10 protein-coding genes are annotated in these 12,263 nt (G+C 46.1%); 6 read left to right on the forward strand and 4 right to left on the reverse strand.

From position 1 onward, the window contains the following. The first annotated feature begins 59 nt into the window (after positions 1 to 59). Genes AB6E54_RS10245 through AB6E54_RS10265 form a run of 5 tightly spaced genes read left to right on the forward strand, consistent with a single transcriptional unit; the run spans position 60 to position 5,604 of the window. A complete protein-coding gene (locus AB6E54_RS10245) occupies positions 60 to 1,808 on the forward strand; it encodes an L-fucose isomerase (RefSeq protein ID WP_029236428.1) in 1,749 nt (582 codons plus the stop codon). A 59-nt stretch (positions 1,809 to 1,867) separates the two neighbouring features. Beyond that, positions 1,868 to 3,316 carry an L-fuculokinase gene (gene fucK / locus AB6E54_RS10250; RefSeq protein WP_017059997.1) on the forward strand — a complete coding sequence of 483 codons (1,449 nt, stop codon included), beginning with the start codon at positions 1,868 to 1,870 and terminating at the stop codon, positions 3,314 to 3,316. Further along, the gene (gene fucU / locus AB6E54_RS10255; protein ID WP_017059996.1) at positions 3,309 to 3,743 is read left to right on the forward strand and encodes an L-fucose mutarotase; all 435 of its coding nucleotides are present in this window, start codon (positions 3,309 to 3,311) and stop codon (positions 3,741 to 3,743) included. The genes fucK and fucU overlap by 8 nt, the downstream gene beginning before the upstream one ends. A gap of 18 nt (positions 3,744 to 3,761) precedes the next feature. Beyond that, complete coding sequence (locus tag AB6E54_RS10260; RefSeq protein ID WP_372106934.1) at positions 3,762 to 4,409, forward strand: L-fuculose-phosphate aldolase; 648 nt, start codon at positions 3,762 to 3,764, stop codon at positions 4,407 to 4,409. 46 nt (positions 4,410 to 4,455) lie between these two features. Then, positions 4,456 to 5,604 carry an iron-containing alcohol dehydrogenase gene (locus AB6E54_RS10265; RefSeq protein WP_017059994.1) on the forward strand — a complete coding sequence of 383 codons (1,149 nt, stop codon included), beginning with the start codon at positions 4,456 to 4,458 and terminating at the stop codon, positions 5,602 to 5,604. Positions 5,605 to 5,862: 258 nt separating this feature from the next. On the opposite strand, the gene AB6E54_RS10270 is transcribed toward AB6E54_RS10265, so the two are convergent. The 3 genes from AB6E54_RS10270 to AB6E54_RS10280 form a co-directional block, all read right to left on the reverse strand. Then, a complete protein-coding gene (locus AB6E54_RS10270) occupies positions 5,863 to 7,767 on the reverse strand; it encodes a bifunctional UDP-sugar hydrolase/5'-nucleotidase (RefSeq protein WP_372106901.1) in 1,905 nt (634 codons plus the stop codon). Positions 7,768 to 8,068: 301 nt separating this feature from the next. After that, positions 8,069 to 9,058 carry a zinc-dependent alcohol dehydrogenase family protein gene (locus tag AB6E54_RS10275; protein WP_017059992.1) on the reverse strand — a complete coding sequence of 330 codons (990 nt, stop codon included), beginning with the start codon at positions 9,056 to 9,058 and terminating at the stop codon, positions 8,069 to 8,071. Between the two features lie 20 nt (positions 9,059 to 9,078). After that, on the reverse strand, positions 9,079 to 9,867 hold the full coding sequence (locus AB6E54_RS10280; RefSeq protein WP_102332708.1) for a phytanoyl-CoA dioxygenase family protein: 789 nt from the start codon (positions 9,865 to 9,867) through the stop codon (positions 9,079 to 9,081). Between the two features lie 319 nt (positions 9,868 to 10,186). Here AB6E54_RS10280 and AB6E54_RS10285 point away from each other — a divergent pair, with 319 nt between their 5' ends. Beyond that, on the forward strand, positions 10,187 to 11,377 hold the full coding sequence (locus tag AB6E54_RS10285) for a GGDEF domain-containing protein (protein WP_372106903.1): 1,191 nt from the start codon (positions 10,187 to 10,189) through the stop codon (positions 11,375 to 11,377). Here AB6E54_RS10285 and AB6E54_RS10290 read toward each other — a convergent pair. Next, positions 11,364 to 12,245 (reverse strand): DMT family transporter, encoded by an 882-nt coding sequence (locus AB6E54_RS10290; RefSeq protein ID WP_017064271.1) that lies wholly within the window; start codon positions 12,243 to 12,245, stop codon positions 11,364 to 11,366. The two genes, AB6E54_RS10285 and AB6E54_RS10290, sit on opposite strands and share 14 nt — an antisense overlap. Positions 12,246 to 12,263 lie beyond the last annotated feature (18 nt).

A 12,263-nucleotide genomic window follows, 5' to 3' on the forward strand; every position in this document is an offset into this window, starting at 1 on the left:
TCCACAGGGGCAGCATTAACCTGCCCCCTGAATTAAAGAAATAATAAGGAACATCAATGATGTCACAGTTAGTTAAAATCGGTATTCGTCCTACCATCGACGGTCGTCAAATGGGTGTACGCGAATCTCTTGAAGATCAAACTATGGGAATGGCTCAGCGCGCAGCTCATTTTATTCAAGAGAATATTCGCCATGCTAGCGGAGAGAAAGTGGAGTGTGTCCTTGCCGACTCTTGTATTGGTGGTGTAGCAGAATCTGCTGCGACGGCTGACAAATTTAAACGTGAAAATGTGGGCCTTGTACTGACAGTAACACCGTGTTGGTGTTATGGCACAGAAACCATTGATATGGACCCGCATACACCAAAAGCCATCTGGGGTTTCAATGGTACTGAGCGTCCAGGTGCAGTATACCTAGCCGCCGCGATGGCAGGCCACTCACAAGTGGGTTTACCGGCATTCTCAATTTACGGCAAAGAAGTGCAAGACGCAGGAGACGAGTCAATCCCAAGTGACGTACAGGACAAGATTCTTCGCTTCTGCCGTGCAGGTTTAGCCGTCGCGTCAATGCGCGGTAAATCTTATCTCTCGATGGGCTCTGTATCTATGGGCATCGCGGGCTCTGTGGTTAACCCTGAGTTCTTCCAGAAGTATCTGGGCATGCGTAATGAATATGTCGATATGACAGAAATCAAACGCCGTTTGGATCGAGAAGTCTATGACAAGAAAGAGTTTGAACTGGCACGTGCTTGGGTACGAGACTGGTGTAAAGAAGGTAAAGATTATAACGGCACCCCTTTCACCGAAGAGCGTAAAGCAGAGGATTGGGATACCGTCATTAAGATGACCATGATCATGCGCGATTTGATGCAAGGCAACCCAAAACTTGCAGAGCTAGGCTTTGGTGAAGAATCGCTAGGACACAATGCTATTCTGGCTGGCTTCCAAGGTCAGCGTCATTGGACCGATCATTTGCCCAATGGCGATTTTTCAGAGGCCATCTTGAACTCCTCATTTGATTGGAACGGCATTCGTGAACCAATCTGTGTGGCAACAGAAAACGACGCGTTGAACGGCGTAAATATGATGTTTGGTAAGCTACTGACGGGTGAGGCTCAGGTTTTCCATGATGTTCGTACCTACTGGTCTGAAGATGCGGTAGAGCGTGTGACAGGGACCCGCCCAGATTCCGGTTTCTTGCACCTGGTTAACTCTGGCTCAGCAGCGCTCGATGGGGCAGGTAAAGCGAGAACAGCTGATGGTAAGCCGGCGATGAAACCGCACTGGGAACTGACACAAGCCGACGTTGAAGCGTCTCTAAATGCAACGAAATGGTGCCCAGCCATTGAAGAATACTTCCGTGGGGGCGGCTTCTCGTCTCAGTTCCTAACTGAAGGTGGCATGCCATTTACTATGCATCGAATCAACATTATCTCGGGTATTGGTCCAGTGCTGCAAATTGCTGAGGGGCACTCTATCGAACTGCCAGAAGATGTTCATAATACCCTAAATGAGCGCACTAACGCGACTTGGCCAACGACCTGGTTCGTCCCTCGCTTGACTGGCCAAGGCGCATTTAAATCGGTTTATGACGTTATGGCAAACTGGGGCGCTAACCACTGTGTTATCACTTCAGGCCACGTTGGCGGCGATTTAATCTCTCTCGCTGCAATGCTGCGTATTCCGGTATCGATGCATAACGTGGATAGCCAAGACATCTTTCGTCCGCATACTTGGTCTGCATTTGGTCAGGATGTTGAGGGACAGGACTATCGCGCTTGTCAGAACTTCGGCCCTATCTATAAGTAATTCAATAGGTAACTAATTTTGCCTGCCCCAACTTGGGGTAGGCCTTAAAGGGGTGAGTTATGTCGATTGCTATTATTCTTGATTGCGGAGCCACCAACGTCCGCTCTATTGCGATTAACCAGCAAGGTGAAATTGTTGCGTCGCACTATATTGCTAATGAAACGCTACAGAATGGCACTAAACATGTTTGGGATTTTCAACAGATTTGGAAAAAGCTTGTTGAGTGTTCAAAGCAGGTAACGGCTCAAATTAATTCGACGGATATTGTTGCCGTTTCTGTCACTACCTTTGGAGTGGACGGGGCGCCCTTCGATAAAGATGGAAAGCAGATCTATCCCATTATTTCTTGGAAATGTGCTCGTACCGCGCCTGTGATGAGCCAGATCTCGCAAGATATTGACCGCGATGAACTGTATTTGACCAACGGCATCGGGGATTATTCGTTCAATACCTTATTCAAGCTTAAGTGGTTGAAAGACAACGAACCAAAAGTCTATAGCAATATGGATAAGTGGGTGTTTATTTCGTCGATGTTGACACAAAAGCTGACGGGCGAATTAACAACCGATCGAACGATGGCTGGCACGTCGATGATGACGGACCTAGACAGCGGTGACTGGAATGAAGGGGTATTACAGTACCTAGAGCTGACGAAGGCGCACTTTCCTCCCATGGTTGAAGCGGGCGAAATAGTGGGTTGTTTAAAAGACGATGTCGCCTTCCTGCTTGGCATTCCAAACAGAGTTCCAGTGATTTCAGCAGGTCACGACACTCAGTTTGCTTTGTTCGGCTCTGGTGCCAAAGAGAATCAGTCTTTCTTAAGCTCAGGGACTTGGGAGATCTTGATGGCTCGTTCGCCACGTCCTCAGTTAAAACCTGACTATCTCAAAGAGGGCATGACAACAGAGCTTGATGCTAAAAATGATTTGTTTAACCCAGCAATCCAATGGCTCTCTAGTGCAGTAATGGAATGGGTCGCCAACACCTACTTTACGGATATTGCCGAGAGCAGCAGTAAATACGCGGTGATGGTTTCGGAAGGCGAAGCGGCCCCTATCGGTGCAAATGGCGTTAGGTTCGATCCATCCTTTTTACTTGGTGGTGACGGTAAAGGAAATGGTGCGATTACTGGCCTGTCCATTAATGCCACAAGGGGCGAGATATACCGCGCCGCTCTAGAAGGACTGGCCTTCAAACTCAAGAGCAGTCTGCACTATCTTTCCACGACTTGTCGCTTAAATACCGAGTGTTTAATGGTGGTGGGTGGTGGGTCTAAAAATAGACTGTGGAACCAAATAAGAGCTGACGTTGTTGGCATCCCTATCCATGTGGTTGAACAGCCTGAAGCCACAGTGACGGGGGCAGCGATGTATGCCTTTGCAGGGGCTGGGGTATTTATTGATGCCAATCATGCCCAAGAAAATATGAAGCCTGCTTACCAAGTCATCACCCCGTCTGAGAGCCGTGAACAATACGCCCAGTTATTGGAGGAAATACACAATGCTTAAAGGAATCCATCCGGCAATAAGCCCAGAACTGCTTGCCGTATTAAGTCGAATGGGGCATGGCGATGAAATTCTGTTTGCCGACGCCCATTTTCCTGCGGAGACGTTTGGATCGCATGTGGTGCTAAGAGCCGATGGCGTGAATATCGATACGCTGTTAGAGGGCACAATACCGCTATTTGAGCTCGACGTGTACTGCCAAAGCCCGCTGATCATGATGCAAGCAGTAGAGGGTGACCAGCTCGACCCAACAGTTGAATCGAAATACATGGCGGCAATCACAAAGACCACGAAAGACAAGCCTGCATTAGAACACATGGATCGTTTTGATTTTTACGACCGCGCCGAAAAATGCTTTGCAGTTGTACTGACGGGCGAAACCGCTAAATACGGAAACATCATTTTAAAGAAAGGCGTAACGCCAGCTTAAGGAAGTAATACGATGACAATAACAAGAAATGAACTAGCACAAGACATTATCGATACATGCTTAGAGATGACTAAGCTGGGATTAAACCAAGGCACCGCAGGTAATGTCTCGGTGCGCTATGAAGGTGGTTTATTGATCACTCCAACGGGTATTGAATATGAGAATCTGACACCGGAAAAGATCGTTTATGTAAGCGAATCCGGAGAATTTGAGGAAGGCAAAATTCCATCAAGCGAATGGGCTTTCCACCTAACCTGCTACCAAGCGAGAGAGGATTGCCATGCCGTTGTTCACAACCACGCCATTAACGCGACAGCAGTGTCTATACTCAATCGTCCAATCCAGGCGATCCACTATATGGTTGCAGCATCGGGCGCGGCAGAAATACCTTGTGTACCTTATGCTACCTTTGGCTCTCCTAAGTTGGCTGATTATGTAGATGCTGGCATTCGTCAAAGTAAATCTATTCTTCTTCAACATCATGGCATGATCACCGTTGGTGAAAATCTGAAGAAAGCATTGTGGTTAGCACATGAAACCGAGGTATTGGCTGAGCTTTATCTCAAGTGTGCAGCGATTCAGCCAGACGTTCCAGTGCTTCCAAACCAAGAGATGGATCATGTACTCGATAAGTTCAAGACGTATGGATTGCGAGTTGAGAAGTAATTGATATCGGCCCGATCCGTCGGGCTCTTACCGTAAAGGAATGACTATGGTGTTTGCATTAAATTTACCAAAACTATCATTATCCGGCGTAGGTGCGGTGGCAGAATCTGTTGCAGTGTTGGACTGTCGACCCGTAAAAAAAGCAATGATAGTGACAGATAAAAACCTTATTGAATTGGGGATATTAGATTCTCTTTATTGTGCACTCGATGATAAAGGGTTCGATTATGTCACCTTTGATAAGGTCACCCCTAACCCGACCGTTAGTTTGGTTAATCAAGGTGCTGAGTTTTACCAACAGAGCGGGTGCGATTGTTTGATTGCGGTTGGTGGCGGTAGCCCTATTGATTGTGCGAAAGCGATTCGTATTGTCACATCAAATGAAGGCGAAATCACCGATTATAATGGGGTCGGCCTGGTTAAGAATAGCGGTGCGTTCTTTATTGCTATTAATACAACGGCGGGAACAGCGGCGGAGATGACGTCCAATTCGGTGATTACCGATGAGAAGAATCTCGTTAAGATGGTGATCGTCGACACCAAACAGATTCCAGATGTTGCGGTTAACGACCCATCATTGATGGTTGGTTTGCCTGCCTCTGTTACCGCTGCAACGGGTATGGATGCGCTGACCCATGCCATTGAGTCGGTTGTGACTCCTGGCGCCCATCGTTTAACACTTCCGACCGCACTCGAGGCGGTTAAGCTAATTGCCAAATGGCTGCCTATGGCAGTAAAGGATGGAGCGAACATAGAAGCTCGGTCGGCACTTGCTGATGCGCAATTTTTAGCGGGGATGTCGTTCAACTCAGCCGGATTAGGCGCGGTTCATGCGTTGTCACATCAGCCTTCGGCAACACACAACCTAGCGCATGGCGTTTGTAATGCTATCTTGCTGCCTGTGGTGAGCGCATTCAATGCTCAAACGATTCCAAGTGCGTTTAGAGAAGTAGCTGAAGCGATGGGTGGGGATACGTCTCAGTTAGACGACACTAATGCAGCCCTATTAGCGGTGGACCTGATTTGCACGTTGTCTCGTGAAGTGGGTATCCCTTCTGGGCTGGCTCATCTTGGGGTTAAGCATGCGGATATTGATGGTTGGGTTCAAAAAGCCATGGATGATGTTTGTATGGGAGGCAACCCAAGAACGTTGACCAGTGAAGACGTTTATCACCTTTACGAGTTGGCGTTATAGCAACCGTGTAGTGGTACTGTAGTGGCTGAGTGAATTTGGCCACTTGATTGGAGGTTTGCAATACTTGAAGTGATTCATAATCACTAATTTAGGAAACTCGCTGAGAAGATTTTGTCCAACTATGAGTTGGCCTTTGCAGATCATTCATCCAATATTAACCGTTTTACTCAGTACAGATGTGGTGTTGGAAAATGGGAACAAAAACGACCTAACCACGCTCTAAGCGTCGTTAAGTCGTTATTGGTTTGAGGTCAGGGGTTAATTGAGTGCTTCGATCAGAGTGATTTCGCGTTTGATCTGCTTACTCTCTTGCTCAGTTGCCTGCGCCAGTTTCTTTTCGCGTGTGGTTATGGCTGCTTGTTTGGCTTCGTCAGATGTGAACATCAGTTCTTTTACGTTGATAGAAGCGATGTTTGTGTAGCGGCCATCGTCACTGGTCGGGATTGATATGGTTTCATCATTAATCAAAGACTTTACGATCTCTCGCTGTTCATTGTAGCGGCTCTCTAAACCAGAAAGAGCCCATCGCTGCTGAGTTTTACCTTCATACTGACCGTTCTTTTCTTCTTTAAGATACTTGATTGTCATATTACGGATCGTGCCTGCTTCTTCTCCATACTCTGCTTCCGTATCAAAGAGTACAGGGAATGATTCACCTTCTAGCACGCCGCCTTTCTTGGTTAGATGACCCATTCGATAGCTATTCATACCAATACGGATTTCTGTTTGATCAGTAACCGGTGTGCCATCTGCAAACGCGAGGTTGGTGATGCGTGTACCTGCAGGCTGAGTGAGGTCGATGGTATAAGTCACGCCCGCGAAGAAGTCATTAGTTGAGTATTTTGAAGCTCTGCGTTCAGGGTTAAAGCTGTAGGTCACATCACCGGGTTGCACTGAGTTGAAGTAGCCCGCAGACCATTCCATGTAGGTTCTTAACTCTTTGCCTGTCATCTGGTAGACAGTGATTTCGCCACCTGCGTATTGGTAGTTGTACGCGATGTCTTTGGCTTTGATTGGGCCAACATCGAGCTCTGCATTGTCGTTGTCTATTTGAAGTGCAATGACATTGGCTTTGGGTGCATAGAAGAAGCTCGCTTCTTGGTATAGCGCACTGATGCCTGTGTCTTGAACGTGGACTTGAGGGATACCGCGGATTTCATTTTCAGGGACTAAATCAACGCCGGTAAGCTGAGCGACAGGTCTGTTCGCCATTTCTCGGAGTTGTTTGTGGTAAGGCTGGTATAACTCGTCCATATTCTCATCAGAGTCTATACCTTTAATTTTATAGGTGAAGCTGTCTTTGTTGACGAGAGTGAATGTGCCATCGCGCTCTTCAAATTGAAGATCAATACGAGATAGGGCGCGGCCATATTTGTCGGGTTCAGTAATAATAACGCCATTTACAACGGCTTTATCGATGCGAGTGTGCATGTGGCCAGCGACGATGGCATCAAGCTCTGGGTTTGCATTGGCAATGTCGGTGACACCGGTGTCGGCAATGTCATTCTCGTTCTCAATTCCCATATGGGCAACCAATATGATGGCATCCACTTTATCATCAATCTCTTTGACGATTTTCTTCACTTCCAAGGTTGGATTAGTGAAAGTGACGCCTTCTAAACGGTTGGTACCTTGCGCAAAGACCTCCGTCATTGGGGTATCCATTCCGATCACGCCGATCTTAATGCTACCGCGTTCTAGGATGGTGTAACCAGGCAGGAATGGGTTTCCGTTTTTGTTCTTGATGTTGCCACCGAGAGACTGCCCTTTAAATTGGGTAACGGCCCTGTTGAGGGTTTTGAGGCCAAAGTCGAATTCGTGGTTACCTAAAACCCACACATCGTATTTCATGTGATTAAAGCCAAGCATCATTGGATCAACGGGCTCGTCTTTGAAGGTTTCTACGAAGTTGCCTTGGATGGTATCGCCAGCGTCGACAAGGATAATGTTAGATTGCTCTTTGCGGATCTCACCAACTTTGGTCGCGATTTGGCTCAAGCTACCACGAGTGTTGAGTTTATCTGCCGCGTAATCCCACGCCATAAAATGACCGTGGATATCTGAAGTACCCAGTATCGTGACATCGTGTATATCGCCATCAGCTGCAAAGGTGGGAAAGGCTAGAGAGAGTAGGATGGCGCTTGATAGTATGTGTCTTTTCATAATTATGTTCACATCGTGGTTTTAAGTATGACGCTACCATATAGAATCGAGGTTATCTTATGGGTGATCAGTATCATATTTCTAATGATATAACTAATTGATGTTTCAAATAAATGTGATTCATGACCATCTCGTAACCACTTAAGTTATGGAGAAATGCACCACAACTCTTCGCTATCTTTTCAATCTTCGATTTCTTTAATCAAACTTCCTAAGCGATGGTGTATTAACAAGCACGCTTGTAAGCTGTTGAACGTCTTGCCTGTTGAAATAAACAAGGTATATATCGTCCAACTCTCACTTACTGTGGCAGTAAGATGATCTTGCCCTCTAGGCGTGTGGTTTTCGATTCAATGAGATCAATCGCGGTTTGCACTTCATCGAATGGTAGATAGCGGTCAACGTCGAGCTGAATGTCGTTTGTGATGAAGTGATCTAGCATGGTCGTGAACTTATCACGGCGAACATCTTTACCTTCTGCTTCCTCCCAATAACGCAAGAAGAAGGTGCTGAAATCGATGTGTTGGTTTTTCGCGTACTCAAAGAAGCGTGGCTCGTAAAAATCCAACGACAGCGTCCCATAGTTGATAAAGCGCCCGTTGTTGCCAAGGGTGTGAACAAGATCGGTTCCGGGTGAGCCGCCAATCGCATCAAAGGCAACGGTTGGCATAGGCAAGCCTAATGCCTTAATTTGAGAAACTAGATCAGCGTTCGCATCTATCACCCAACAGGAAGTGGCAGGGTATTGTGTCTGCTGTGATGTAACGACAATGATGTTGAAGCCAAGTGATGCTGATAACTGGGAGAAGATCTTACCGATGGCTGAACTGCCCGCGTTGATGATCAACACATCCTCTTGGGTCAGCTTGGCTATTTCTGTCGTTAGCACCCATGCGGTTAGCGCATTAATGTACAACTGACAGGCGTAGCCATTGTCTAAATGTTGAGGAATTTGGAACAGATCATCTGGTGATACATCGACATAGTTCTGCCATGTTCCACTGGTTGCCACAAGCACTCGTTGATTCACTATAAACTCAGCACTGCTGGATTCTACAATCCTTCCTACCGCTTCAAATCCCGGTACTCTCGGCGGCTGATGGCTATGTTTGTATTGGCCCACACCATAAATCGACAACAGATCACTAGGGTTGATGTTAGTCGCTTCAATTTGTACGCGAACTTTATCTTTGTCTAGTACCCCTAAAGCGACATGTTCTAACTTGAGAGATTCTTTTGGCTGACCGAAACGGAACTGGCTAATTCGGGTATTTTGCTTAGTGTCAGTCATAGTTTGGGCACCTTTATGGATTATGAGTACTGCATCGATTTTAAGTGTAGCGTGTTCATAAATAATCTTGGGTCGGAAATGTTGCTCAACATGGCTGGTGTTGGCAGACAATCGTCATCAACGTAGTCGACATAGTCTGCCGCCGAATCAAAGATCAAAATATCCAAAGCCAAACGATCCAAGCCATATCGGCCTCGGTGGATCATGTCCGCTGAAAACACCAATAAGTCACCGGCGGCTAATGGTATCTGCTTACCACCAGAGATGTCATCGCTGCTCACTTTGCCGTTTTCTTCTTGGCGAACATTGTACTCTTCTTCGTTGTCCCAACGCTTGTGTGTGCCAGGGATAAGTTCCATACCTGGCTCATCAAAAATGGGCACTCGCAGATGCAATACCTGGGTTTCCATGATGACTTTCATTTGGTCATCAACGTCGTAATCGTATTGACAGTCACGATGCCAGAAGTCTTTTTGTTGCGGATTTACTGGGTTGAAGAACAGCTGTGTATTCATGAATGCTGGTTTGTTCGGAATCACCGCATCAACCACGTTCATCACTTGTTTCGAGCTGATGAAGTCGAAAAGCACGCTTCTATCGTCGGCGAGCAAATACTCGCTTCCCGTAATTAAAGACGAGTTAAATGCTTCTTCTTTATAGAATTCTTCGTTGTCTGCTTTCCATGATTCATGAAATTTCAGCACGACTTTTCTAAGCGATGCAATTTGAGCTTCATTGAAATAATTTCTGATAACAAAGTAACCATGTTCGTCGTAACGGTCACTTAATTGTTGGCTGTTTTCTACCACTGACTACCTTCGTTCATTCTTTGCTGTATAATAACTAAGGTCAACAGCCCTAGAGATTTCTTGGGCGCATAATGCCAGACAGTCGTCATTCAACCAAGTAACGAGTGCAGAAGCCTGTAGATTCAGTGATGCGATAAAACTCTATGGGGGCGAGTGTTACATGCCTATCCATATCATGGACTCATGCGATAAAAATCTCCGCATATGTGATCTACCCCCTTTTTTTATAAAATAAAAAGATTCACATGGTGAATGTTTTTGTGGTTTGCATGATTATTGACCATGTTGAAATTTGGTTGCGTATGGAAGATAGAAAATCATGGATGGTTTTTCGCTGGATATGAGAACACTTAATTTTATTATTATTTTGTTCTCTTTCATTTACTGTATTGGCTTGTTGTTATTTCAATTCACTCAACAGTCCATTAAAGGGCTTTCAATCTTTTCCATTTCAATATTTGTTATCGGAACTGGGCCGTTGATGTTGAGCCTAAGAGGGGAGTTCCCTGATTGGGTCACCGTTATTGGTGCCAATATGGTCATTGCGCTTGGTTTTCATCTCGCCTTGTATAGCTTATGTCTGTTTCGAGAATACTCTCTCAAATGCACCTACCTCAGTAGTCTAATGATGTTGGCTCTTTTGCCATGTTTTATTTACTTCACGTTCTATGAGCCTTCCATAAAGGCTCGAATTATCCTCATTAGTTTATATCTGGCTTTTGTGACTCTTTGCACTGCCTTTGCGGTATTAAAGGGCCGGCGTGATGACTTGACTCTAGGTATTCGGATGATGGCCTTGTCATTTACGATATATGGCGGGTTTATGGTTTTCCGAGTACTGGTGACGCTATTTTCAACTGAGCTCCAGGATTTCATGGCGGCCACTCTCATTCATCAACTTGCCTTTTTAGTGAGCATCGTTCTTATTGTGTCGATGAGCTTTACAATGCTTTGGCTGATTAACGCAAGGTTGCTTAGTTCTATTCACGAGCTGTCCTACAGCGATCCTCTAACGGTACTGGGAAACCGCAGAGCATTAGATGAGATGGTTCCAGTTATCATGAAGCAGGCGGAAACTGCACCTGTTAGTGCCATTATGATGGATATTGATAATTTTAAGTCGATCAATGACCAACACGGACACATTGTAGGTGACCTCGTGATCAAGTCTTTTGCTGAAATGGTTCAAAGTGCGATAAAAACATCGCCTAAAGCCAGTGCGTTTCGTTTTGGCGGAGACGAGATAATGATTTTATTGCCTAATGTCGATTTCCAACAAGCTCAGGTTATTGCCTGCAAGTTACGATTGTCTATTTCAGAGGTATCAGCAGTACAAGAACATGAGATGTTTCTGACATCGAGTTTTGGTGTTGCTCAGCTTCACCCGCATGAGAGTTGGAATGGGTTTATTAGCCGAGCCGACAAAGCGTTATATCAAGCGAAAACAAACGGTCGCAATATGACTTCAATTTGTCCTAGTCATATTAACGAGCTCGTCACTGCCACATAACCAATACTGCTGCGATAGAAAGCAAGATGAGCGCAAGAATGTCTTTGCGCGCGATGCTTTGCCCTAACCAGAAATAGGATATCAACACCATGAAGATCACTTCGACTTGCCCGAGTGTCTTTACGTACGGCACGGCTTGAAGCGACATCGCGCTAAACCAACCCAGAGAACCGATAACACTCGCTAAGCTTGTCATGATGACTAGTTTCGACTTCTTGAATATCAGGCGCAGCGTGTCGCGTTCTCTGAAAAAGAGATACGTACAGATAATCACTGTCTGAAGGGAAATGACGAGGAACAGCACCCAAGCAGCGCTATGAGGGAAGGGCAACCCTATGCTCAAACTTGCTTCCCGTACCCAAAGAGACGTTAAAGCAAAGGCGGTGCTACACGCCATACCTAATAAGAACACTTTCGGGGACAAGCTTCGCCAGCCAGAAGCGCTACTCATGATTAGCACGCCTAAAGTACCAATAAGTACGCCGACCCAACCTGTTAGTGTCAAAGCAGTACCAAAAAACAATACGGATAGCACAGCAGATACGGGGGCTTCACACTTGGCTAAGCCTGCGCCTATCGCATAGTTTTCGAGCTTGAACAGCATCACCATTAAGCCGGTCGCGAGGATCTGCATGATGGCGGCAGCAACAATATAGAAAACAAACTCACCCGAAAAATCCGGTGCGGAGACTGGCTGCCATTGATAGAGGGTGTAGAGGTAAATAAGGGCGATTGGGCCAGCCCAAATAAAACGCGCCAACGTCACGCCAGCCACGCTCATGGTGCCACTTAATTTACTTTGAAAGGCATTGCGCCAAGATTGGCTAAAGGCAGCAAGGAGAGTAAAGGCTATCCAACTAAAAGACATGACGCGTCCATGTGTTAT

The sequence above is a fragment of the Vibrio sp. 10N.247.311.49 genome, assembly GCF_041467655.1.
In the GTDB taxonomy this organism is placed as follows: domain Bacteria; phylum Pseudomonadota; class Gammaproteobacteria; order Enterobacterales; family Vibrionaceae; genus Vibrio; species Vibrio crassostreae_C.